The following is a 23,192-nucleotide window of genomic DNA, read 5'->3' as shown; positions in this document are numbered from 1 at the left end:
GCGCAAGTCCGAGTTCCGGATCTGCCAGAGTTGGCTCAGCAGACGACACACACCTTCACGGAAAGGGCGGCGCGATGACCGAGCCGAACAGCGCACGCACCCGCGCCAGACGGGGGCCATCGCTCGCCGACGTCGCCGGTCACGCCGGAGTGTCCACGCAGACCGTCTCCCGCGTCGCCAACGGGCTCACGAACGTCGAGCCCGCCACCCGCGACCGCGTCCTCACCTCGATGCAGGCGCTCGGCTACCGCCCGAACCGCGCGGCCAGGGCGCTGCGCTCCGGTCACTTCCGCAGCATCGGCGTTGTGATGTTCACGCTGTCGTCGTACGGCAACATGCGCACTCTCGACGCCATCGCCGTCTCGGCCGCCCGCGCCGGATACTCGATCAACCTCGTGCCGGTCGAGCACCCCACCCAGCAGGATGTGTCCGTCGCCTTCTCCCGGCTGCTCGAACAGGCGGTCGACGGCATCATCATCGTCATCGAGGCGCACATCGTCGACCGCGCGGACGTGGAACTGCCACCCGGCCTCTCCGTGGTGGTCATCGACTCGACGGCCCGCGCGGACTACCCGCAGGTCGACACCGATCAGGCGCAGGGCGCCAGGCTCGCCACCGAGCACCTGCTCTCGCTCGGTCACGAGACGGTCTGGCACGTCTCCGGCCCGGCAGACTCGTACTCCGCCACCCGCCGTGAGCAGTCCTGGCGCTCCGTGCTCGAGGCCGCCGGCCGTCCGGTGCCGGAACCGATGCCGGGAGACTGGTCGACGACCGCCGGATACGAGCACGGCAAGACCATCGCCGCGCATCCGGAGATCACGGCCGTCTTCGCCGCCAACGACCAGATGGCGCTCGGCGTGCTGCGCGCCCTGCACGAGAACGGCCGCCGCGTCCCGGAGGACGTGAGCGTGGTCGGCTTCGACGACATGGCGGAGTCCGACTCGTTCTGGCCGCCGCTGACCACGGTGCACCAGGAGTTCGAGGCGACGGGCCACCGTGCCGTCGAGCTGCTCATCGCCGAGATCGAATCCCGCCCGGAGCCCGCGGCGGCCACCGTCCTTCCGACGCGCCTCGTGGTGCGCGCATCCACCGGTCCGGCACCGCAGCGCTGAGCCAAATCGGGCCCGCGAACTTTTTTCGCTGCAGAATGTCGATCAGCGGGTGTCCTCGTTCGACGTGGGGGTGAAGCGTTCGCGAAGCGAAAGGATGAACGATGAAGTACATGATGTTCGTGGTCACCGACTCCAGCCCAGACACCGAGTCGGACGAATCGGATGTGAACCTCTGGGTCGACGAGCTCGACGCCAGCGGGAAGCGCGTGATCGGCGAGGTGCTCGAGCCTCCGGCGAAGTCCACGGTCGTGCGGGTGCGCGACGGGAAGCGTCACGTCACAGACGGGCCGTTCGCGGAGACCAAGGAGTGGATCTGCGGTTTCGACATCCTCGAGTGCGAGAGCCTCGACGAGGCCATCGAGATCGCCGCGAAGCATCCGATGGCGCGCAACGGCCAGCTGGAGATCCGGCCGTTCATGACCTGGGAGTAGCGGGCAGGAGGTAGCCGCAGGGGGTCACGCGCGGCGGTAGCGGTGCTCCGGACGACCGGTGGTGCCGTAGCGCAGTGCAACCTCGACCAGTCCGCGGGCGGCGAGCGCGGCGAGATAGCGCTGCGCCGTCGCCCGCGACACCCCGGTCGCCGCCGCGACGTCCGCGGCCGTCACCTCTCCGCCGTCGAGCTGCGCCAGCACCAGCTGCTCCGTGGCCGACCGCGACGACGACGCCGCTCCGGTGTCGCCGGAGTGCAGGATGCGCAGCGCCCGCTCGACCGCCTCCTGGTCGGCTCCCCTGTCGTCGCGCAGCACGTTGCGGTAGCGCAGGTACGCATCCAGCCGGTCGGAGAGCAGGCGGGCGTCGAACGGCTTGATCAGGTAGGTCAACGCGCCGGAGCGCAGGGCGCGCCGGATGGTCGCGCCGTCCGTCGCCGCGCTGATGACGAACGCATCCACGTCGAGTTCGGCGAGCAGCGCCAGGCCGTCGCCGTCCGGCAGGTAGACGTCGAGCAGCACGAGGTCCGGCGCGTTGTCGCGCACGACGGCGCGCGCCTCCCTGGCGGTGTGGACGGGATCCAGGGCCGCGAAACCGGGGCGCGAGGCGACGACGTCGCTGTGCAGCCCCGCCACGTGGAAGTCGTCGTCGACGACGAGGACCCGGATGTCGTCGCTCACGGGCGACTCCCTTCTGTTGCGGTGCCGACCGGCTCCGGATGCATCGTGCCCGGCAGCCGCGCGCAGAGCACGGCGCCGCCGGCATCACCGCCCGCGTCGACCAGCCACACGTCGCCTCCGCGGCGCCGCGCGATGTCGCGGCAGAGCGGCAGGCCGAACCCGTGGCCGTGCACCGCGTCCGCTCCCGCGCGCTCCCGGTCGTCCCCGCGCTCGAACAGGGCGGAGGGGTCGGCAACCCCCGCACCGGAGTCCGCGACCGTCAGGAACAGGTCTGCCCCGTCATCGAGCAGCTCCACCTCCACCCAGCGCGGCTCCTCGCCGTCGACGGCGGCGCTGATGGCGTTGTCGATCAGGTTGCCGAGCACGGTCGCCACGTCCTCCGGCTCCGCGACGGCGCCGGTCACGAGAGTCTCGGCGCCCAGCGTCAGCAGCACGCCGCGCTCCGCCGCCTCGATGCCCTTCGCCCCGAGCAGCGCCTGCAGGTACGGCTCCTGGATGCGGTCGGCGTGCTCGACAGGGAACTTCAGCGGACCCCGTGCCACCACGTCGGCGAGGTAGCTGCGCGCATCCGGCACCCGGTCGGCGTCGATCAGCCCGGCGACCACGTGCAGCCGGTTCGCGAACTCGTGCCGCTGCGCGCGCAGCGCGTTGGTCATCGTCGCGACGGCGTCGAGCCGCCTGGCGAGCGCGTCGAGGTCCGTGCGGTCGCGCAGCACGGCCACGGTTCCGAGGTCGTGGCCGTCGCGCTCGACGCGGCGCACATCCACGTAGACGACGCGTCCGTCCGCCACGAAGACATCCTGCGCGGCCTCCCCCGTCGCTCCTCCCGCGTCCGCGAGCAGCCGCGCGAGCGGGGCGGGCAGACCGAGCTCCCGCGCGGGCGACCCGACGGGATGCGTCAGCCCGAGCATCCGGGCGGCGCGCTCGTTGCAGACGCTCACCTCGCCGCCGGGCGTCAGCGCGAGCACGCCCTCACCGACGCCGTCGAGCACGGCGGCCTGGTCCTGCACGAGGACGGCCAGCTCCTCCGGCTGCAATCCGATGGTCAGCCTGGTCAGCCTCCTGCGGATGAGCACGGAGGCGACGACGCCGATCGCGAGCGCGACAACCGCCGTCACCGCGATCCCGCCGAGGAGCCCAGGCAGCTCGGTGAACACGCTCGCCCGCGCGAACCCGACGCTGACCTCGCCCACCGGGGCACCGCTGCCCCCGCCGCCCGACGCGTACACCGGCACCTTCGCCCGCGCCGACTCGCCCAGCGTCCCGGTCTCCCAGGAGACCGTCTCCCGCCCGGCGACCGCGTCCTCGAAGCTCGTGCTCACCCGCTCGCCCAGCCTGCTCTCATCCGGATGCGCGAGCCGGATGCCGTGGTCGTCGGTGATCACGACGAACAGCGCTCCGGTGCGCGTCCGCACAGCCTCGGCGAGCGGCTGCAACGGACCGGCCGCCACCGCAGCGTGCGTCGGCGTTCCCGGGTCCTCGCTGAACTCGGCCACCGACGCGCGCACCTCCACGTCTTCCGCGACGGTCCGCGCGATGGCGAGCGCCGACGACTCGGCCTCCCGCTGCAGCTGCTGCACGCCGAGCACGGTGAACACCCCGGCGCTCACCGCGACGACGGCGGACACCGTGGCCAGCTGGAGGAGCAGCACATGGCTGGCGAACCGCATCCCGAGACTCCTTCGTGTCCCACCCAGGGTAGGCGTCGGTACCGCCCGCCGCCGAATGAGCAGAATGCGCAGAACCCGGAGAATGCGCAGATCGTTCCGGAACGCGCGATACCCGGCCGGGCGCCGTATCCCCTCGTAGCGTGTCACCGTCCCATCCGCTACGACAAAGGAGTCGGCGTGCTCGTCATCCTCGGATTCGCCATGATCCTGACCTTTATGGCGCTCATCATGACCAAACGGCTGACGCCGATGGTCGCCCTCATCCTCGTTCCGACCATCTTCGGGCTGTTCGCCGGGGCGGGCCTCGGGCTCGGCGACATGATCCTCAAGGCCATCGGCGACCTCGCGCCGACCGCCGCGCTGCTGATGTTCGCGATCATGTTCTTCGGCATCATGATCGACGTCGGGCTGTTCGATCCGCTCATCCGGTTCATCGTCCGGTTCCTCGGAAACGACCCGGCCAAGGTGGTCATCGGCACGGCCGTCCTCGCCGGAGCCGTGTCCCTCGACGGCGACGGGTCGACCACGTTCATCATCACCACGTCTGCGATGCTGCCGATCTACCTCAGGCTCGGGATGAGCCCTGTCGTGCTCACCTGTGTCGCCGGCCTGGTCAACGGCACCCTGAACATCGTCCCGTGGGGCGGCCCGACCGCCCGGGCGGCGTCGGCGCTGGGCGTCTCCCCGACGGACATCTTCGTGCCCATGCTCCCTTCGCTCGGCGTCGGCCTGGTCGTGGCGTTCACGCTGATCTGGATGCTCGGCCTCGGCGAGCGCCGCCGGCTCGGCACGCTGGCCCTCGCGACTCCGATGCTGCAGGAGGCGGAGACGGTCGGCGCGGGCAGCGCATCCACCGGCCGGTTCTCGCTGTTCCAGGGCGGGCGGCTGGTCCGTGGAACGCAGGCTGCTCCCGGCGCGCGCGGCTCGGTCGACACCACCGGCATCGTCACGGTATCCGGCGCGAAGCCCGACCGCGGGGACACCGCGATGACCGACACCATGCTCGACCCGAACCGCGCCACCCTCCGTCCACGCCTCATCTGGGTGAACCTCGCCCTCACGCTCATCGTGATGGTGCTGCTCGTGCTCGACGTGCTGCCGCTGGCGTACATCTTCATGGTCGGCACCGCGCTCGCCTTGGTGATCAACTTCCCGAAGCTGCGCAGCCAGGCGGACGAGATCGTCGCGCACGCACCGAGCATCGTCGGCGTCGTGTCGATGGTCCTCGCCGCCGGGGTGCTCGTCGGAGTGCTGAACGGCACGGGCATGGTGACCGCGATGGCCAACTGGGTGGTGGATGTGGTTCCCGCGTCGATGGGGCCGTTCCTCGCCGTGATCACCGGCCTGCTCTCGATCCCGATGACGTTCTTCATGTCGAACGACGCGTTCTACTTCGGCATCCTGCCGATCCTGTCCGAGACGGCGGCGACATACGGCATCAGCCCGGTGGAGATGGCCAGGGCGTCGATCATCGGCCAGCCCGTTCACCTGCAGAGCCCACTGGTGCCCGCGATCCTGCTGCTGGTGTCCCTGGCGAACGTCAACCTCGGCGACCACCACAAGAAGGTCCTCTGGCGTGCACTCGTGGTGTCGCTGGTGATGCTCACGTTCGGCGTCGTGCTCGGCGCCATCCCGTTCGGCTGACCGGCGCGGCGAGCGCGGGCGGCGAGCGCGGGCGGCGAGCGCGGGCAGCATGGCCAGGGGACACAGCGTTCCCATAGGATCGGGCCATGCTGCTCGTTCCGCTGCTCGCGCTCACGCTGTTCGTCTTCGCCCTGGTGGACATCATCCTGCGTCCGTCCGACCAGGTGCGGCACCTGCCGAAGCTGGCCTGGGTGTTCATCGTGATCCTGCTTCCGCTGATCGGCAGCATCCTGTGGTTCGCGCTGGGGCGCGAGTACGCGCAGAGTGCGCCCCGTCCGCGGCGCACGGTCATCGTGCGCGAGGAGCAGCAGGCGCCGCAGCAGCAGAGCAGCCACCGCACGCGCCCGCTCAGCACGGAGGAGCAGCTCGCCGCCGTCGAGGAGGAGATCGCGTACCACCAGCGGCAGGAGCGCATCCGGCAGCTGGAGCAGGAGGTCAGGGCGCGCCGCGACACGTCGGGGGACGCCGCCGTCTGACGTGGATTCCGGGCGGCGCTCGCCCGGATTGTTTCAGTTTTCGACAGCCCGTTGGCGCTCGGAGCCGCAGCCGAGGACAGTTGTCCCATGAGTGGCATTCACGCGCGACCCCTCGCCGACCTGCGCGAACGCAGGACCAGCATCAAGTGGCACCGGTTCCCCGCCGATGTGCTTCCGATGTCGGTGGCCGAGATGGATTTCGAGATCGCGCCCTCCGTCGCTCAGACCGCGATCGACCACCTGCTGCGCTCCGACACCGGCTACCTCGACTCCCCCGGTCCGCTGGCCGCGGCCTTCGCCGGGTTCGCCTCCGCCGCGTGGGGCTGGCAGGTCGACGAGTCCCGCGTGCACCTGGCCACGGACGTGACCGTCGGGGTGCTCGAGACGCTCCGCCTGGCGGTGCCGAGCGTCGGCGGCCGCGTCGTGCTCACCCCTCCCGTCTACGCGCCCTTCTCCGAGATGGTCGGAGAGGCCCGCGCGGAGGCCGTCGACGTGCCGCTGCGCGAAGACGCGGGATGGTCGCTCGACCTTCCGGCCATCGAGCGCGCGTTCGCCACCGGGGTGGATGCGTTCCTCCTCTGCAACCCGCACAACCCCACCGGCCGTTCGCACAGCAGGGAGAGCCTGCGCGAGCTCGCGCGCCTCGCCGCCGAGTACGACGTGCTCGTGGTGAGCGACGAGGTGCACGCTCCGCTCGCGCATCCCGGTTCTCCGTTCACGCCGTTCGCCGTCGCGTGTACCGGGGCGGGGGTCCGTTCCGTCACGGTGACCTCCGCCAGCAAAGGCTGGAACCTCGCAGCCCTCAAGTGCGCCGTCGCCGTCGCGAACGACGCAGACTCCGCCGCGATGCTCACCCGGTTCCCCGAAGAGCTCGCCGCCCGCACCAGCATCATCGGCCTCCACGCCAACATCGCCGCATACGAGGCGCAGACCTGGCTGCACCAGACCGTCGACCGGATCACGGACAACTACCGGCTCCTGGTGGGCGAGCTGAGCATCCACCTGCCGGAGGTCCGGGTGGTCGAACCGGACGCCGGCTACCTGGTCTGGCTCGACCTCCGCGCCCTCGGCCTCGGCGACGACCCCGCCGCCACCCTCCTCGCCGACGCCCGCGTCGCCCTCAACTCGGGCCCGACCTTCGGCACGGGCGGCCACGGCTTCGCCCGGATGAACATCGCCTGCGACCCCGCCACCATCTCCGAGGCGGTCCGCCGCATCGCGGCCACCGTCCGCGCCCGGGCCGCCTCCCGCCCCCACGCCGACGCCGGATCCCCGCCCGTCCCGGCCTGACCGCCCGCTACGCCCCCGCGGCCACCAGTCCGCGCTCCAGGTCGGCGATCACATCCCTGGCACTCTCCAGCCCGATCGACAGTCGCACCAGGCCCGGCGTGATCCCCGCATCCCGTCGCTCCTGCTCGGTCAGCTTGGCGTGGATCGTGCTGCCCAGGTGGATCGCGAGCGTGCGGACGTCGCCGATGTGCGTCATCGGCGTGACCAGTTCGAGCGCGTCGATGAACCGCCGCGCCGCCTCCCTGCCACCCGCCAGGTCGATGCTGACGATCGACCCGGGCCCGAGGGGAAGATACTTCTGCGCCCGCTCGTAGAACGGGTCGCCCGCCAGCCCCGGATAGTGCACCGCCGCCAGCTCGGGACGCCCGGCCAGCCACTCCGCGATCTCCTGCGCGTTCCGGATGTGCTTGTCCATCCGCAGCGACAGCGTCTCGATCCCGTGCAGCAGCAGGAACGTGCTGGTCGGCGGCACCGTCGGCCCGTACTCGAGCACCGTCACCGTGCGCAGGTAGCCGAGGTATGCGCCGGCCCCGAAGCGCTCGACGTACGACGGGACGCCCGGCCGCGGCGCATCCACCAGGTGCGGGAACCGGTCGGCGTTGGCCGCCCAGTCGAACGTCCCCCCGTCGATCACGGCCCCGCCGATCACCGCCCCGTGCCCCGCCAGCCACTTGGAGGTGGAGTGGATCACGATGTCGGCGCCCCACTCGATCGGGCGACAGAGATACGGCGTCGCCACCGTGCTGTCCACCACGAGCGGGACGCCGGCCCGGTGGGCGATCCCGGCCAGCCGCTCCAGGTCGACCACCTGATTCAGCGGGTTCGGGATGGTCTCGGTGTACACCGCCCTCGTGCGGTCGGTGATCCGCGACGCCCACTCCGCCTCGTCGGCGTCGTCGGCGACGTACTCGACGTCCAGCCCCTGGCGCTGCAGAGCGCCGCGGAACATCTCCCGCGTCCCCTCGTACAGCGACGACGTGGCCAGAATGTGGTCTCCGGCACGAGCGAGCGAGAACAGCGCCGCCGCGATGGCCGCCTGCCCGCTGGCCACGACGATCCCGTCGACCCCGCCCTCCAGGTCGGCCAGACGCCGCCCCGCCACCTGATTGGTCGGGTTCTCGTTGCGCGAATACGCCCGCATCGTGCTGCGCCCGGCGAACCGCTCCTCTCCGTCGTCGAAGTCGGAGAACACGTACCCGGCGGTCTGGTAGATCGGGGTCACCCGCGCGCTGGTCTGCGCGTCCATGACGGCACCGGCGTGGATCTGCCTGGTCTCGACGTCAGCCATGCAGCAACTGTACGAATCCCGGCGTGGATGCGCGCACCCTCGCGCAACATTCGGTCGTACGCCGAGGTGCGCTCGCTCAGTGCCGCCCGCTCAGTCCGGGTCGCTCGGGTCCACCGGCGCGTGGTGGTCGAGCGCGGCGACGCCGCGCTTCCAGTACCCGCTCGCTGAGACTTGCTCGGCCGGCAGCCCCAGCTCCCTGCGCAGGTAGCGCCGCAACGGGATGAGCGCCCCGGCCTCCCCCGCCAGGAACACGTACGTGTCACCGCCGATCGGCCCCAGCTCCCGCAGCGCCGCCTCGACAGTGGATGCGCCACCGGCGCCACCAGCGCCGGCGCCACTGCCACTCAGCCACCGCGCATCCACGCGCTCCGCCACCTCCGCGGGCAGATACCCGGACACGCTCTCGTCCGCCACGAAGAACAGCGCCGTCACGGGGACGGCCGGGTCGACAGCGGCCAGCCACCGGCTCGCCGCGGGCAGTGCCGTCTCGTCGGCGACCAGGATCAGCCGCCCGACGCCCTCCGGCGCGAGCTGCGATCCGCGCGGGCCGCCGATGGCGACCACGTCTCCGGGCGTCGCACGCGCCGCCCACGCCGACGCCGGCCCTTCGTCGCCGTGCAGCACGAAGTCGATGTCCAGTTCGGCCGCGTTCCCGTCGGCCGCCGCCCGGAATGCGAGCGGCGTGTAGTCGCGCGCGATCGGCGTCCCGTGCTCCGGCGGCTCGATGCCCTCCGGCGTCACGGTCGGCACCACGAGCATCCCGGACTGCTGGTCGGGGAAGAACACCTTCACGTGGTCGGCCGGCCCTGCGCTCGTGAACCCATCCAGGTCTTTGCCACTGAAGGTGACGCGCACCATCGTCGGCACGATCCTGCTCACACGGCGGACGGTGACGTGACGCACGGCGAATTCGTGCCGCAGGCGCTGACGAGCGAAAGGCATTTCCGGGAACTCCAGTCGACGGGGGGCGAACTGTTGATGAGGCCAACCTAACGTAGCCGATCCGGGTCGCACGGCAGGCCACCCCGGGCAGCGGCGAGCACCCCCGATTCCGCCGAAAATCCCACAAACCGTCTCCGGCGCGCCAGAATATTGGGATGACCCGACTGACCGTCATCGAGCGGTCGCCCGACCCCGACCTGCCGCAGTCCGGCGCCCGCCGGCCCTCCATCGCCGAGCGCATCCGGAACCTGGGGCAGAACAGGATCGGCGCGCTCCTGCTGCTCATCGCGACCGTCGCCGCGATCGTGTGGGCGAACGTCGCCGCCTCGTCGTACGAGGCGTTCTGGGAGACCCACTTCACCGTCGGCGTCCAGGATGTGCACCTCGATTTCACGCTGCACGCCCTCGTCAACGACGCCCTGATGGCGATCTTCTTCTTCACGGTCGGGCTGGAGGTACGCCGCGAGTTCGCCATCGGAGAGCTGACCAGCTGGTCGCGCGCCGTGATCCCGGTCGTGGCCGCCGTCGCCGGCCTGGTGGTGCCTGCACTGTTGTTCGTCCTGATCAGTTCCGGCTCGGGGCAGGAGCACGCCTGGGGCGTCGTGATCTCCACCGACACCGCATTCCTGGTCGGCGCGCTCGCGCTGATCGGGCCGCGCGCGCCGGGGCGTCTCCGGGTGTTCCTGCTGGCCCTGGCGGTCGTCGACGACATCGGAGCGCTCAGTATCATCGCGCTCGTCTACACCGAGAACTTCAACCCCGTGCCGCTGATCGTCGCGGCCGTCTGCCTCGTCGGGGTCTTCTTCACGCGCTACCTGCGGGGCGGCCGGGGGCCGGTGTATGCGACCCTCGCGATCATCGTCTGGTTCTCGTTCCTCGCCTCCGGCGTGCATCCCACCCTCGCCGGCGTCGCCATCGCGCTGCTCGTGCCCGTCTACCGGCCGAACCGGCGGGACGTCGAGCACGCCCTCGACCTCGCGCGCACGTTCCGCCAGTCGCCGAACACCGAGTACGCGCGGGCGGCCGCGAACAGCCTGCGGGAGTCGATCTCGATCAACGAGCGTCTCCAGTCGGCGTATGCGCCCTATGTCGCCTACGTGATCCTCCCCCTCTTCACCCTCGCGAACGCCGGGGTGCAGCTGAGCCCGGACATCCTGGCCGCCGCCGTCACATCCCCGGTGAGTTGGGGCATCCTGGTCGGCCTGGTCGCCGGGAAGTTCCTCGGCGTGTTCGGGTCGAGTGCTCTGATGCGCGTCTTCCGGATCGGCGATTTCGGCGCAGGGCTGTCGCTGGACCGCGTCGCGGGCGGCGCTGCCCTGTGCGGCATCGGGTTCACCATCTCGCTGTTCATCATCGACCTCGCGATCGACGACCCCGCCGTGCAGAACGAGGCGCGCGTCGCCGTACTGACCGCCTCCGTCGTCGCGTTCCTGCTGGCCGCCCTGATCTTCCGGATCTCGGATGCGCGCCACCCCGGCAAGGAGAGCGGCCGCTTTCTCGCGCGCCCCGTCGACCCGCGCCGCGACCACATCTACGGCAGGGAGGACGCCCGGTACACGTTGGTCGAGTACGGCGACTTCCAGTGCGGCTTCTGCCTGAAGGCCACCGGCTCGGTCGAGGAGGTCCGGCGTGAGATCGGCGACGACCTGCGCTACGTCTGGCGCCACGCCCCGCTCAGCCACTACCACCCCAACGCCCAGGCCGCGGCGGAGGCGTCGGAGGCTGCGGCGCTCCAGGGCCGCTTCTTCGACTTCGAGCGCAGCCTGTTCGCCGACCAGGAGCACCAGCTGCCCTCCGACATCGTGCGACGGGCTCAGGAGCTCGGTCTCGACGTCGAACGCTTCGAGGCCGACCTCAACTCCGCCGAGGTCGCCGCCCGCGTCCGCGACGACATGCTCGACGCCGAGGCGATGGACATCACGGCCGTCCCGACCTTCTTCGTCAACGGCCGCCGCCACGTGGGCCCGTTCGACGCCCAGTCCCTGATCCGCGCCCTGGAGGCGACAGCACCGGATGCGCGCGCCCGCTAGCGGCGAACCCGGCCCGCGGGGACGGGATCATGCTGCGCGCCGTAGTCCTACAGTCGTCCGCGCCCCTCTTTGCGCCGCTCGTCCTGCGAGCCGAAGTCATCCACGCCGCCTCCGGATTCGTCGAGGACGTCGTCACGCAGCTCCTGGCGATGCTCCTCCTGCTCCTGGTGCTCCTCGCGCAGTTCGTCGTTCTTGTCGTTGTCGCGGCTCATCGATGACCCTTTCGTTGGCCGCGAGCATACCCGCACCCGCACGCCGGCGACAGGCCCGCCGCGTTCGTCAGCTGTCGCTTCCCGACGATTCGGCGGTCGTTGTCACGTCCTCGATGGGCAACGCCGAATCGTAGACGAAGACGAGCCTGGCGGGCACCTGACCGGCGAGCACCTCCTGGACGGACGCGTTCACGTCCCGCAGATCGCGTGGTGCGGCGATCACTTTCGTTCGCCCTGCCGCGTGCAGGGCGAACACCTCGGCCAGGTCCTGCCGCGTGCCGACGATCGAGCCGATGATCGAGATGCCCTTCAGCACGGTGTCGAAGACCGGAACGGTCAGCGTCCCCTGCGCGGGGAGCGACACGAGCACGAGCCGGCCTCCCCTGTTGAGGGATCGGAACGCCTGGTCGAAGACGCTGGGCGCGACGGCCAGGACGATCGCCACGTCCGCCCCGCCGAGATGCTGGATCGCCAGCACCGGATCGACCTCGGACGCGCTCACGGCGTGATCCGCCCCGAGTTGCACGGCGAGCTCCAGCTTCTCCTCCGTGACGTCGACGGCGATCACCTGCGCGCCGACGAGCCGTGCGTACTGCACGGCCAGATGGCCGAGGCCGCCGATCCCGAAGACCACCACCCGCTCCCCGGGCACGACGCGAGCGGCTTTCACCGCGGCGTAGGTGGTGACACCGGCGCAGGTGAGCGGGGCCGCATCGATGGGCGAGATGTCGTCGGGGACAGGGACGGCGAAACGCGCGTCCGCGAGCGCGTACTCGGCGTAGCCGCCGTCACGGGAATAGCCGGTGTTGTACTGCCGTTCGCACAGATTCTCGCGCCCGTCGACACAGTAGCGGCACTCTCCACACGCATGGCCGAGCCACGGCATGGCCACCCGCTGGCCGATCGTCCTGGTGGTGACCCCGTCGCCGAGTCTCTCGACGATGCCGACGCCCTCGTGACCGGGGACGAACGGCAGGGACGGCTTCACCGGCCAGTCGCCGTTGATGGCGTGGATGTCGGTGTGGCACAGACCGCACGCTTCAAGACGGACCAGCACCTCCCCGGGTCCCGGCGACGGGATGGGCCGCTCCTCGACGATGAGCGGTTCGCTGTACTGGGTGACGGTTGCTGCCTGCATGGCGGCTCTCCTTCCGGTCTGCGGTCAGTCTCCCGGGGTGGCGACAACGACGGCAGGCCGAAAGTCCTCCCGCCGTGACACGTGGCACGGGTCTTTCGGCCCGGTGGGGAACCCGGAAAGACGGGAAAGCTGGGATGGATGAGCATCGGAGGCATCATGAAGCGCTGGAACAGAGTCGTGCTCGCTGTCGTGTCCGCCGCGATCGGCCTGACGGCCATCGCGGGAGGCGGCGCCCTGATCTTCGGGGCGGTCGCATCCTCGACCTCCGGCGGCATCCTGCCGGATCAGTCCTTCCTCGGCGACAGTCCATTCGCGTCGTACCTGGTTCCCGGCATCCTGCTCGCCGTGGTGGTCGGAGGAATCCATCTCCTCGCATCGTTCCTCATCGGGTCCGGCGCGGGAGCCGGGCCGTTCACTGTGGCTGCCGCCTCTTTCGCTCTGCTGATCTGGATCTTCGTTCAGATGATGTACATCCCGTTCAGCCCGCTGCAGGCGGTGTACTTCGCGCTGGGGCTCGCCGAACTCGGGTTCCTGCTTCTGGGCCTCGGGCTCGTCCGGAATCGCAGAATCGCCGTCCGATGAACGCGGCGCTGACGTTCCTCGGAGCGACCGACACGGTCACCGGGTCCCGCTACCTTGTCGAGACCGATGGGCGACGCATCCTGGTCGACTGCGGCCTGTTCCAGGGATACAAGGTCCTCCGCGAACGGAACTGGAAACCGTTTCCTCTCGAACCGGCCAGCATCGACGCCGTGGTCGTCAGCCACGCTCACCTCGACCACACCGGATACCTTCCCGCTCTCGTGCGCGACGGCTTCCGAGGACGCATCCACGCCACCAGAGGAACGTCGGAGCTCAGCCGTCTCGTTCTGAGAGACAGCGGACGCCTGCAGGAGGAGCAGGCATCGTTCGCCGCGCGACACCACACCTCGAAGCACTCTCCGCCACAGCCGCTCTACACCGAGCAGGACGCCGCGATCGCGCTGGAACGCTCCGAGCCGCACCCGTTCGACGAACCGTTCACCGTGGCAGGCGTGCCGGTGCGGTTCGTCCCGGCCGGTCACATCCTCGGCGCGGCACAGGTGCTGGTGGACGCCGACGGCGCCCGCATCCACTTCACGGGAGATCTCGGCCGGGTGGACGACCCTCTCATGCGCCCGCCGCGCGCGCTGGAAGAGACGGACACCCTCGTCTGCGAATCCACGTACGGTGACCGGATACACCCCGGCTCGGATGCGGAGGCACAGCTCGGCGCCATCGTCACCGACGTATGCAGGCGCGGCGGCGTGGTGGTCCTCCCGGCTTTCGCGGTCGGGCGAGCGGAGACGTTGCTGCTCCACCTCAGCCGCCTGATGGCGAGCGGTCGCATCCCGGAGGTCCCGATCTTCCTGAACAGTCCGATGGCCGTCGATGCCTCCGAGATCTACGCGCGCTACCCGGAGGAGCACCGCATCCCGCCGGCGGAGTTCACCGCCATGTATCGCCTCGCGACGCTGGTCAGGACGGTCGACGACTCCAAACTCCTCAACCTCCGCGGCGGTCCGGCCGTGATCATCTCGGCGAGCGGGATGCTCGAAGGAGGCCGGGTGCTGCACCATCTCGTCGCCTACGGCACCGATCCCCGCAACGCCATCGTGCTCACCGGCTTCCAGGCCGGCGGAACCCGCGGCGCAGCCCTGCAACGCGGCGAACGGGTGCTCAGGATCTTCGGCAGGGACATCCACATCGCGGCCCAGGTGCACACGCTGGACATGCTCTCGGCTCACGCCGATGCCCGGCAGATCGTGGAATGGATGAGCACGGCGCCGCGCGCACCGCGCTCGGTCTACCTCACCCACGGTGAGCCGGACGCATCCGACGCCCTGCGCAAGCGGGTGCGTCAGGCGCTGGGCTGGGAGGCCAGAGTGCCCGAGTTCGGCGAGACCGTCAGCGTGACCGCGGGGACAGCGTCGTGAACCGTGCCGCTCGCCTGGCCACCCGGTGAGGGTAGCGGCGGCGGCGCACGGTCGGCGCCGCCGCGCGGCTGAGGGAGGCGTAGTACCAGACTTTGGCCCCCTCGACGAGGAGCAGGTAGGCGACGGTCATGGCGACCAGGGCGAGGAAGAACGGGGCGGGAAGCGGCGCGAAACCGAGCAACCCGGCGAGTGGCGAATATGGCAACCAGGCCCCCACCGCCACGACGGCGAGAACGGAGAGCGTCAACGGGACGGACGCACGGCTGCGAAGGAACGGCACCCGGTGCGTGCGCACGGCGAACACGATGAGCGTCTGCGTTGCGATCGACTCGATGAACCAGCCGGAACGGAACTCCGGAGCCGCCGCACTGAACACGAACAACATGAGCCCGAATGTGGCGAAGTCGAAGACCGAACTGATCGGGCCGAACAGGAGCATGAACCGGCGGATCGCGGCGATGTCCCAATGCGATGGCGCCCTCAGCTGCTCTTCGTCGACATTGTCGGTCGGGATCGCCAGCTGACCGGCGTCGTAGAGCAGGTTGTTCAGCAGGATCTGCCCGGGCAGCATCGGCAGGAACGGCAGCACGACGGAGGCGATGGATGCGCTGAACATGTTGCCGAAGTTGCTCGATGTGCCCATCAGCACGTACTTGATCGTGTTCGCGAAAATACGTCGGCCCTCCGTGACACCATCGGCGAGCACGTCGAGGTCTTTGTCGAGCAGGATCACGTCCGCCGCATCCTTGGCGACGTCGATCGCTGAATCGACGGAGATGCCGATGTCGGCGGCGTGCAGGGCGAGCGCGTCGTTCGCGCCGTCGCCGAGGAATCCGACGGCGCGTCCCCTCTGCCTCAGCGCCCGCACGATCCGCGCCTTCTGCTCAGGCGATACCCGGGCGAAGATCGTCGAGGATCGAGCGCGCTCCTCCAGCTCGACGTCGCTCAGAGCGTCCACGTCGTCGCCGGTGAGCGTGCCGAGCGACGACATACCGAGCTGCTCGCAGACCCGCTCAGCAACCACGGCGCTGTCGCCGGTGGAGATCTTCACATCGACGCCCAGCGCGGAGAGCCTCTGCAGCGAGCGTTGCGCGCCAGGCTTCACCCCGTCCACGAAAGCCAGATAGCCGCGCAGAGTCATGCCGTTCTCGTCGGCCCCGGCGAGCCGCTGCCCGCCCGGTGCCGGTTTCGTCGCCACGGCGACGACGCGGGCCCCCGCCTGATAGAGACTCGTGAGCACCGCTGCCGCGTCCGCATCCGGTTCGGTGCAGCGCGGAAGCACAGACTCGGGTGCTCCCTTCACCACCACGATCGGCTCCGATCCGGCCGCGACGACCAGCGCGCTCGTCATCCGGCGCTCGTGATCGAACGGCCGGACATCGAGCCGGCGGTATGCGGCGACGGGTGACGCGCTCGCCGCCGGCGCCTCCTGGAGCGCGGCATCCAGCGGATTGAGGCCGACCGCCTCCCGCGCTCCAGGATCCGCGTCGGTGGCCAGAAGACCGAGCAGCATCAGCTCGCCATCCGAGACACCATCCAGGGCGACGGGACGGTCGAACACGATGGCACCGGTGGTGAGCGTTCCCGTTTTGTCCGTGACGAGAAGGTCGAGATCGCCGAGATCTTCGATGCAGACCATCCGTTTGACGAGAACTTTGCGTCTGGCGAGCGCCCGCGATCCTGTTGCAAGGCTGGTGCTGACGACGGCGGGCAGAAGCTGCGGCGTGATGCCGACGGCGATGGCGAGAGCGAACAGCAGGCTCTCGATCAGGGGACGGCCGAGAAGAAGCGCCGCAATGAGGATCACGGAGGTGAGCACCAGTGCAACGCCGAGCAGGAAGACCGAGAACCGGCCGAGGCCCCGCTGAAACTCGGTCTGCGGCTCCTGAACGCCGAGACCGACCGCGATCCGCCCGAATTCCGCGCGCGCGCCCGTCGCGACGACGACACCGATCCCGCTTCCCGCGTGCACGATGGTGCCCATCAACGCGCAACAGGAGAGGTCGCCGACGCCCGCGCCGACCGGCACCGGCTCTGTCGTCTTCGGCACAGCGGTCGCCTCCCCCGTCACGATGCTCTCGTCGCACTCCAGTGCGGTGCAGCCGATCAGGCGCAGGTCGGCGGGCACCACCGTGCCGACGGTCAGCACCACGACATCTCCGACCACCAGGTCTGTCACATCGACCGCGTGCCGCGTACCGTCCCTGAGCACCACGGCCGTGTGTCTCAGCCGGTCGTGGAGGAGGTCGGCTGCGCGTTCGGCGCGGAACTCGCCGGCGAAGCCCAGTCCGACGCTGATCAGCAGGATGACGGCGATGATGATCGATTCCACCCCCTGCCCCAGGAAGGCGGACACGACAGCGGTGGCGAACAGCAGCAACAGCAGGGGGCTGCGCACCTGGCGCAGCAACACGCGGCCCGGGCGGGCGCGATGCTCGCGGACGGCGTTCGGACCCGTCGTCGCGAGACGCGATGAGGCGTCGGCAAAGGTCAGCCCGTCCCGTGACCCGCCGACGACGGAGAGGACGACGTCGACGGTCTCCCCTGCTGCCGTGCGGACGGGACTCGTGTCGGGCGAGACGACGGCGCTGCGTCCGCCGGTCACGTGTCCAGGCCGGTCAGCCACCAGCGCGCGCCGCCGCAGCTCGTGACATCGAACACGTGACGGCGGCCGTCCGCCGATGATGCGGCGATCCGCCAACCGGTCACCATGCGGGGATCGGGCGCGCCCGTGAGAGCCGGGGGAACGAGCATCCCACGCGGCTCGGGAGGGGCATCCACGTAGAAGCGCTCTCCGCCCCAATCGATCCGCACCGGGACCGCCTCCTCCAAGACGAGAGTGATCGGCTCCTTGCGCTGTGTATCCGTGGCGATCATCGCGACCGCTCCTCACTCTCGCGGCCCTCCGGCCGGCGCTTGGCGATCACGATCGGGGTCTGCAGGTTCAGCAGGACGTCGTGGCTCACCGAACCGAGCATGAGCCGTCGCACCCCGTGACGGCCGTGGGTTCCGAGCACGAGCATCCTGGCTCCGCGCGCGGCATCCACCAGCCCGCGCGCAGGGGCGGCCTCGATGACCTCCGTCGTCACGTCGACGTCGGAATGCTGATCGCGCGCCCTTCGCGCTGCGGCATCGACGATCCGCTGCCGATGGTCGCCGAGCGACCGTTCGGGGACGAATCCCGCCAGCAAGGGATTGGCGGTGTATCCGACGCACACGATGTGCAGCCGCTCGCGCAGCCTCGCCGCTTCGTCGGCGGCGAAGGCGACGGCGACCTCGGAGGGCAGCTCCCCGTCCACCCCGACCACGACACCGGAGCCCGCGGGGCGCCAATCATGCGGGATGACGGCGACGGGACACGGCGCAGCAGCAGCGACGCGAACGCCGAGCGATCCGGCGAAGGCGCGGCCTCTCTCGACTCCCGTGCGCGAGCCGACGACCAGCAGCTCGGCGTCACCGGATGCGCGGACGAGTTCTTGTGCCACCCCGCCGTGCGCGATTCTGGTCGTGACGGTGTCGGTCGTGCGTTCCGCGTTGACTCGCTCGGCCGCGAGCAGCGCTTCGGCGGCCGAGACGAGTTGGCGCGCAGGATGTTCGCCGTCTCCCCACGGCCGCTCGATCACGGTGACGAGGACCAACTGCGCACCGGACTCGGCTACGCGTGCTGCCGACCAGTCGACGGCGCCTCGGTGTGCGGCTTCTCCATCGACGCCGACCGTGATCGTGTGGGTCATCGTGTCCTCCGGTGAGCTGGGGTGCTTCGAGAATCGCATTCCAGCGCACCCGACGGAGTGCCGAAAGTCCCGCGTTCACCACATGACTTTCGACCCAGCGCCGTCGCGGCCGACCTGTCACGGTGGCGTCATGCACACACCACACACGGACGTCGCTGTGGCGATCGTCTACGAATCCATGTTCGGGAACACCCGCCGGGTGGCAGAGGCCATCGCGGATGGGCTCCGAGAAACCGGCGTCGCCGTGACCGTCGTCCGCGTCAAGGACGCTCCGGAGACGTTCGGAGCGGTCGATCTCCTCCTCGTCGGGGCGCCCACCCACGTCCACGGGTTGAGTAGACCGTCCACGCGCGCAGAAGCCGGGCGCTGGGGCGACGAACAGGAGCGTCACCTCACCCTCGAGCCGGATGCGGAGGGAGTCGGTGTCCGCGAGTGGCTGGACACCTGTGGAGACCTCCCTGACCGGTTCGCCGCGTTCGACACCCGTGCGGACATGACGGAGATCTTCAGCGGCTCGGCCGCGAACGCCATCGAGAAGCGGCTGAGGAAGCTCGGGTCCCGGCGGTTCGCGGCGAAAAACAGCTTCCTCGTCGACAAGCAGTCCGTGCTCGAAGACGGCGAAGTCGACCGCGCCCGCTCCTGGGGGAGGACGCTGGGGGTCGAGTCGAAGGTCCCGTCCGTCCAGCAGTGAGCGCGGTCGACACTTTCAGTGCTTCAGCACGGCTTCTTTTCCGTGGATGACCAGCACGGGGCAGTCCGCGTGCTCGGCGCACGAACGGGAGACGGAGCCCAGAAGGAGCCCGGTGAACCCACCGAGCCCCCTGCTGCCGACAATCAGCATCTCCGCACCCTCCGACTCGGCGATCAACTGTCGCGCCGGGGACCCGCTCCTGACGACGGTCGAGTACCACGACGGCACGGCAGAGCCGAAAACTTCCTCGGCGGCGTTCTCTGCGATGGCCTCGGCATCCGCCTCGGGCGACCAGCCGTCGATCATGTAGCCCGGCCATGCCTGCGGATACTCCCAGACAGTCAGGCCCACCAGGGAACAGCCCAAGCTCTCGGCGATCCGCGCACCGCGCCGCAGCGCGGAGAACGATGCCGCCGATCCGTCGACGCCGACCACGATCCGCCCACCGGGGTGGATGCGGTCCTCGCTCTCGACAGCAGGGTAATCAGTCACTGGGGTGTCGCTCATCTGACCTTCTCCTTCGCTTCATCTTCGTCTTCCGTTCGCGCTCACCAGCGCTCGGGCTCGGGGGACCGCTCGAATCGCCGCCCGGTGATCCGCTCGATATCGATGTGGACGTAGCGGTACTTGAGGGTGGGGATCCACGGCTGCAACGGGGCGCGTTCCGCCTCGTCGATCTCGGTCTGGCTCTCCAGCTGTCGTGCCCGGCCGTGGGCGACGACGCTCCACGCCTCGTCCTCTGTGTAGCCGTCCGTCTCGAACGCGACGGCCGCGTGCACGGTGAGTTCGAGCAGCTTCGTGCCCGGTGCCGTCCTGATCAGGATGCTGGCACCGTCCGAGAAGTAGTTCACGGGGAAGATGTCGACCTCTCCTCCCGCAGCGGTGGCCAGGCGACCCAGTGTTCCTTGCTTGAGCAGTTCTCTGCATTCGTCTCGGTCCAATTCGCGGACCGGTTCATCCGATGACATCGCTCTCTCCTTTCACGTCCGTGTGTCCGCCGTGCGCGACCGGAATCGGCGCGTGCACCACGACGGTCGGCGACGATAAGTTCAGGAGCACGTCGTACGCGACCGCTCCCAGACTTCCGAGTTCCGCCTCGGCCCTCCGTGAATCGCCGATCACCAGCAACTCGGCGCTTCGAGCCAGTTCGGTCAGTGCTGAGCCGGCCGGACGTCGCACCACCCGGCTTCTGATGGTGATGTCCGGCTGCCGTTCCCGCGCCCTGGTCACAGCCGTCACGAGCGCAGCCCGTGCATCGTCGTCTCGGCGCAGCAGCCAATCGCTCATGTCGTCGTCCGTGTCGACGGTGAACCGCACACGGGACTCCGACGACCGGACCAGCATCAGCTCGCACTTCCGGAGCCCGGCCAGGTCGGCGGCGAAATCCACGGCTGAACGGCCAGCGGGTGTGTCGTCGACGCCCACGATCACGCCTCTTCGCATTCTGGACGCGACCTCCGGAATGATCGCCACGGGACCGAGGGCGAGATTTGCGAGCTGCAGGCTGCGCGATCCATAGGCGCGTCCGTAGTGGAACCCGGTCTTGTGCGTTCCGACCACGAGCAAAGTCTCCTCGTCGCTGCACCCGGCGAGTTCGGCCATCGGACTGCCCCGGCGCAACTCGGCGCGGAGAGTGACGCCGTCACCGAGTGTGCGCGCGTATTCGAAGTCGTCCGCCAGCAGCTGCTTCGCGTTCTCATCGACCTCATCGATCAGCTGCGAGCCGACCGCACCCCACTCGTCGTCGGCGATGTGCACCAGCGTCACAGGCGCCGGGAGCCGTCGGGCCATCGCGATGGTCCAGCGGACAGCCGCTCGTGCCGGCACTGAACCGTCGACGCCGACCACGTACCTGCGGATCCTCATTCTGGGCACCTCCGACGACAGTCTCAGCGGATCGGCTCTCGCGCCGTAGGCCGTTGGTCCCGCGGGACCAACGGCCTCCCCCGTCACCCGGTGCCGAGGTTGACTCTGAGCGGAGAGGAGACGGCTCATGGGCGACATGATCGCGTGGCGGACCACGGGACAGCCGGGCGGGCTGGAGATGAGGACGCTACCTGTGCCTGAACCAGGCGACGACGAGGTGCTGGTCAGAGTCGAGACGTGCGGCATCTGCCGAACCGACCTCCATGTCGTCGATCACGAGATCGCGGTCCACTCCCCGACCGTGACGCCCGGCCATCAGGCCGTCGGCACCGTGGAGGCCGTCGGGACCGCGGTCGTTCATCTCCGGCCGGGCGACCTGGTCGGCGTCGCGTGGCTGCGGCGCACCTGCGGCGAGTGCGCATTCTGCCGGGAAGGCGCGGAGAATCTGTGTCCCCGGTCGCAGTACACCGGCTGGGATGCCGACGGGGGCTTCGCCGAGTATCTGGTCGCACCAGCGGCCTACGTGTACCGGCTCCCCGCCGACGCCGACCCCCTTCGGACGGCCCCTCTTCTCTGCGCCGGCATCATCGGCTTCCGGGCGCTGATGCGCGCGAACCTGCCCCAGGGCGGCACGTTGGGCATCTACGGTTTCGGCTCCAGCGCACACGTCACCGCCCAGCTCGCGCTCGCGGCGGGCGCGACGGTCTTCGCGATGACCCGCGGCGAGCAGAACAGAGAGCTGGCCAGGCACCTGGGCGCACGGTTCGTCGGCGACGAGGCGGACGAGCCGCCGGAACCGCTCGACGCAGCGATCGTGTTCGCGCCGGCCGGCCCGCTCGTTCCGGTCGCCCTCCGCGCCGTCACCAGCGGGGGAACCGTCGTCCTCGCGGGAATCGAGATGTCCGATCTGCCGTCGATGTCGTACGGGGACACGCTCTTCCGCGAGCGCGACCTGCGCACGGTCACGGCCAACACCCGCGCCGACGGGATGCGCTTCCTGGCTCTGGCCGCGAACCTCGGTCTGCGACCGCGAGTGACAGAGATACCGTTCGCCGGTCTGGCGGACGCGATCGACGACCTGCGCGACGGGCGGGCGAGTGGGTCGCTCGTCCTGCGGGTCAGAAGGGATGGCGAACACCATGACTGACCGAACGCTCGTCTGCTGGAACGGGACGGATGCGGCCGAGGCTGCGCTCGGCTGGGCACTGCGGCGCTCGCGGGATGCCGGATCGCGGCTGGAACTCGTCGACGTGGTCGACGCCACGCTCTTCGTCGGCGACCACGTGGCGCTGGAGCGCGCGATCGAAGAAGAGCAGGACAGACTCATGGCGCGTGTGGAGCTTCTCGAGCAGACGCATCCGGCAGCTCTCGCCCGCCACGAGCTCATCGTCGGAGACCCGCTGGAGATGCTCAGCCTGCAGACGGTGCCCGACACGCTCGTCGTCGTCGGAACGAGGAGGCGCACCGGACCGTTGATCCGCTACGGCTGGTCGATCGGTGCCCGCTTGGCGACCTCGGCCTCGGGCCCGGTCGCGATAGTGCCGGCCGACACCGCCGCCGAGAACCGCGATGCTGGGACGGGCGTGGTGGCCGGCGTCGACGGGTCCGAGATCAGCAGACTCGCTCTCGCCTTCGCCGCCGACGAGGCAGCCTCGCTCGAGGTGCCGCTGACTATCGTGCACTGCTGGCAGGCGCCGCTCGCCGGCGAACCGCTGGTGGTCCCCGACGACGAATTCGTCGGATCGCAGGAGACGGCGCACCGCGAACTTCTCGACGAACACGTCCGGTTCACGCGCGAGCGCCACCCGAGGCTGGCCATCGCCTCGTCCCTGCTCCGCCGCGACCCGATCGCGGGTCTGACCGGAGCATCCGCTGGTGCATTCATGGTGGTGGTCGGCAGTCGCCGGCTCACCGGCTGGAAGCGCGCCTGGCTCGGGTCCGTGTCGCACGGGCTGGCGCTCGGAATCCCTGCCCCGACTGTCATCGTCGGTCCGGAGACTGCTGCACGCCCGTAACCGGTGGAACTACACTCGAC

Annotated in this window: 23 protein-coding genes; 11 read left to right on the top strand and 12 right to left on the bottom strand. The window is 69.8% G+C overall.

The annotated features are described in order from the left end of the window. Nucleotides 1-74: 74 nt before the first annotated feature. Nucleotides 75-1,112 (top strand): LacI family DNA-binding transcriptional regulator, encoded by a 1,038-nt coding sequence (locus tag AC1ROC_RS12695; RefSeq protein ID WP_493000542.1) that lies wholly within the window; start codon nucleotides 75-77, stop codon nucleotides 1,110-1,112. A 101-nt stretch (nucleotides 1,113-1,213) separates the two neighbouring features. Further along, nucleotides 1,214-1,543, top strand: coding sequence for a YciI family protein (locus tag AC1ROC_RS12690; RefSeq protein ID WP_085371390.1), 330 nt, complete (start codon nucleotides 1,214-1,216; stop codon nucleotides 1,541-1,543). A 24-nt stretch (nucleotides 1,544-1,567) separates the two neighbouring features. Here AC1ROC_RS12690 and AC1ROC_RS12685 read toward each other — a convergent pair whose 3' ends face one another. Together AC1ROC_RS12685 and AC1ROC_RS12680 are read right to left on the bottom strand one after the other, a co-directional pair. Continuing rightward, the gene (locus AC1ROC_RS12685; protein ID WP_085371391.1) at nucleotides 1,568-2,221 is read right to left on the bottom strand and encodes a response regulator; all 654 of its coding nucleotides are present in this window, start codon (nucleotides 2,219-2,221) and stop codon (nucleotides 1,568-1,570) included. Beyond that, nucleotides 2,218-3,891: a sensor histidine kinase gene (locus tag AC1ROC_RS12680; RefSeq protein ID WP_493000539.1), complete on the bottom strand. Its 1,674-nt coding sequence runs from the start codon at nucleotides 3,889-3,891 to the stop codon at nucleotides 2,218-2,220. The genes AC1ROC_RS12685 and AC1ROC_RS12680 overlap by 4 nt, the downstream gene beginning before the upstream one ends. A gap of 201 nt (nucleotides 3,892-4,092) precedes the next feature. On the opposite strand from AC1ROC_RS12680, the gene AC1ROC_RS12675 reads away from it, so the two are divergent. From AC1ROC_RS12675 to AC1ROC_RS12665, 3 genes are all read left to right on the top strand, one after another. Further along, nucleotides 4,093-5,535: a CitMHS family transporter gene (locus AC1ROC_RS12675; protein WP_493000840.1), complete on the top strand. Its 1,443-nt coding sequence runs from the start codon at nucleotides 4,093-4,095 to the stop codon at nucleotides 5,533-5,535. 86 nt (nucleotides 5,536-5,621) lie between these two features. Continuing rightward, nucleotides 5,622-6,011, top strand: coding sequence for a PLD nuclease N-terminal domain-containing protein (locus AC1ROC_RS12670; RefSeq protein WP_085371392.1), 390 nt, complete (start codon nucleotides 5,622-5,624; stop codon nucleotides 6,009-6,011). Between the two features lie 87 nt (nucleotides 6,012-6,098). After that, nucleotides 6,099-7,301: a MalY/PatB family protein gene (locus tag AC1ROC_RS12665; RefSeq protein ID WP_493000536.1), complete on the top strand. Its 1,203-nt coding sequence runs from the start codon at nucleotides 6,099-6,101 to the stop codon at nucleotides 7,299-7,301. A gap of 7 nt (nucleotides 7,302-7,308) precedes the next feature. Here AC1ROC_RS12665 and AC1ROC_RS12660 read toward each other — a convergent pair whose 3' ends face one another. Then, complete coding sequence (locus AC1ROC_RS12660) at nucleotides 7,309-8,589, bottom strand: O-acetylhomoserine aminocarboxypropyltransferase/cysteine synthase family protein (RefSeq protein ID WP_493000534.1); 1,281 nt, start codon at nucleotides 8,587-8,589, stop codon at nucleotides 7,309-7,311. 90 nt (nucleotides 8,590-8,679) lie between these two features. Then, nucleotides 8,680-9,531 (bottom strand): siderophore-interacting protein, encoded by an 852-nt coding sequence (locus AC1ROC_RS12655; RefSeq protein ID WP_493000532.1) that lies wholly within the window; start codon nucleotides 9,529-9,531, stop codon nucleotides 8,680-8,682. 155 nt (nucleotides 9,532-9,686) lie between these two features. Between AC1ROC_RS12655 and nhaA the strand changes: the two genes are divergently transcribed. Next, the gene (gene nhaA, locus AC1ROC_RS12650; protein WP_493000530.1) at nucleotides 9,687-11,561 is read left to right on the top strand and encodes a Na+/H+ antiporter NhaA; all 1,875 of its coding nucleotides are present in this window, start codon (nucleotides 9,687-9,689) and stop codon (nucleotides 11,559-11,561) included. A 47-nt stretch (nucleotides 11,562-11,608) separates the two neighbouring features. Here nhaA and AC1ROC_RS12645 read toward each other — a convergent pair whose 3' ends face one another. Both AC1ROC_RS12645 and AC1ROC_RS12640 read right to left on the bottom strand, forming a co-directional pair. After that, complete coding sequence (locus AC1ROC_RS12645) at nucleotides 11,609-11,773, bottom strand: hypothetical protein (RefSeq protein WP_168689935.1); 165 nt, start codon at nucleotides 11,771-11,773, stop codon at nucleotides 11,609-11,611. 67 nt (nucleotides 11,774-11,840) lie between these two features. Continuing rightward, entirely contained in the window at nucleotides 11,841-12,911 is a 1,071-nt protein-coding gene (locus AC1ROC_RS12640; RefSeq protein WP_493000528.1) for a zinc-dependent alcohol dehydrogenase, read from the bottom strand. Between the two features lie 138 nt (nucleotides 12,912-13,049). Between AC1ROC_RS12640 and AC1ROC_RS12635 the strand changes: the two genes are divergently transcribed. Together AC1ROC_RS12635 and AC1ROC_RS12630 are read left to right on the top strand one after the other, a co-directional pair. Then, entirely contained in the window at nucleotides 13,050-13,493 is a 444-nt protein-coding gene (locus AC1ROC_RS12635; protein ID WP_247597117.1) for a hypothetical protein, read from the top strand. After that, a complete protein-coding gene (locus AC1ROC_RS12630; protein ID WP_493000525.1) occupies nucleotides 13,490-14,866 on the top strand; it encodes an MBL fold metallo-hydrolase RNA specificity domain-containing protein in 1,377 nt (458 codons plus the stop codon). Before AC1ROC_RS12635 ends, AC1ROC_RS12630 begins: the two co-directional genes overlap by 4 nt. Here AC1ROC_RS12630 and mgtA read toward each other — a convergent pair. Genes mgtA through AC1ROC_RS12615 form a run of 3 tightly spaced genes read right to left on the bottom strand, consistent with a single transcriptional unit; the run spans nucleotide 14,838 to nucleotide 18,600 of the window. After that, nucleotides 14,838-17,471: a magnesium-translocating P-type ATPase gene (mgtA, locus tag AC1ROC_RS12625; protein WP_493000523.1), complete on the bottom strand. Its 2,634-nt coding sequence runs from the start codon at nucleotides 17,469-17,471 to the stop codon at nucleotides 14,838-14,840. The genes AC1ROC_RS12630 and mgtA overlap by 29 nt on opposite strands. After that, nucleotides 17,468-17,743, bottom strand: coding sequence for a hypothetical protein (locus AC1ROC_RS12620; protein ID WP_493000521.1), 276 nt, complete (start codon nucleotides 17,741-17,743; stop codon nucleotides 17,468-17,470). The genes mgtA and AC1ROC_RS12620 overlap by 4 nt, the downstream gene beginning before the upstream one ends. After that, nucleotides 17,740-18,600 carry a universal stress protein gene (locus tag AC1ROC_RS12615; protein ID WP_493000518.1) on the bottom strand — a complete coding sequence of 287 codons (861 nt, stop codon included), beginning with the start codon at nucleotides 18,598-18,600 and terminating at the stop codon, nucleotides 17,740-17,742. Before AC1ROC_RS12615 ends, AC1ROC_RS12620 begins: the two co-directional genes overlap by 4 nt. A 130-nt stretch (nucleotides 18,601-18,730) precedes the next feature. Between AC1ROC_RS12615 and AC1ROC_RS12610 the strand changes: the two genes are divergently transcribed. Then, complete coding sequence (locus tag AC1ROC_RS12610; protein ID WP_493000516.1) at nucleotides 18,731-19,291, top strand: flavodoxin family protein; 561 nt, start codon at nucleotides 18,731-18,733, stop codon at nucleotides 19,289-19,291. A gap of 15 nt (nucleotides 19,292-19,306) precedes the next feature. Here AC1ROC_RS12610 and AC1ROC_RS12605 read toward each other — a convergent pair whose 3' ends face one another. From AC1ROC_RS12605 to AC1ROC_RS12595, 3 genes are read right to left on the bottom strand one after another with little or no spacing between them, the layout of a single operon-like run. Next, nucleotides 19,307-19,798: a universal stress protein gene (locus AC1ROC_RS12605; protein ID WP_168689941.1), complete on the bottom strand. Its 492-nt coding sequence runs from the start codon at nucleotides 19,796-19,798 to the stop codon at nucleotides 19,307-19,309. 41 nt (nucleotides 19,799-19,839) lie between these two features. Then, nucleotides 19,840-20,259 (bottom strand): pyridoxamine 5'-phosphate oxidase family protein, encoded by a 420-nt coding sequence (locus AC1ROC_RS12600; protein WP_168689942.1) that lies wholly within the window; start codon nucleotides 20,257-20,259, stop codon nucleotides 19,840-19,842. Beyond that, a complete protein-coding gene (locus AC1ROC_RS12595; RefSeq protein ID WP_168690911.1) occupies nucleotides 20,246-21,157 on the bottom strand; it encodes a universal stress protein in 912 nt (303 codons plus the stop codon). Before AC1ROC_RS12595 ends, AC1ROC_RS12600 begins: the two co-directional genes overlap by 14 nt. 127 nt (nucleotides 21,158-21,284) lie before the next feature. Between AC1ROC_RS12595 and AC1ROC_RS12590 the strand changes: the two genes are divergently transcribed. Both AC1ROC_RS12590 and AC1ROC_RS12585 read left to right on the top strand, forming a co-directional pair. Further along, nucleotides 21,285-22,304 (top strand): zinc-dependent alcohol dehydrogenase family protein, encoded by a 1,020-nt coding sequence (locus tag AC1ROC_RS12590; RefSeq protein ID WP_493000513.1) that lies wholly within the window; start codon nucleotides 21,285-21,287, stop codon nucleotides 22,302-22,304. Further along, on the top strand, nucleotides 22,297-23,172 hold the full coding sequence (locus tag AC1ROC_RS12585; protein ID WP_493000511.1) for a universal stress protein: 876 nt from the start codon (nucleotides 22,297-22,299) through the stop codon (nucleotides 23,170-23,172). Before AC1ROC_RS12590 ends, AC1ROC_RS12585 begins: the two co-directional genes overlap by 8 nt. Nucleotides 23,173-23,192: the final 20 nt, after the last annotated feature.

It is taken from the genome of Leifsonia sp. GW821-FHT13C05, assembly GCF_058806515.1.
Note: the sequence above shows the minus strand (reverse complement) of the source record. Positions and strands in the feature narration are given on the sequence as shown.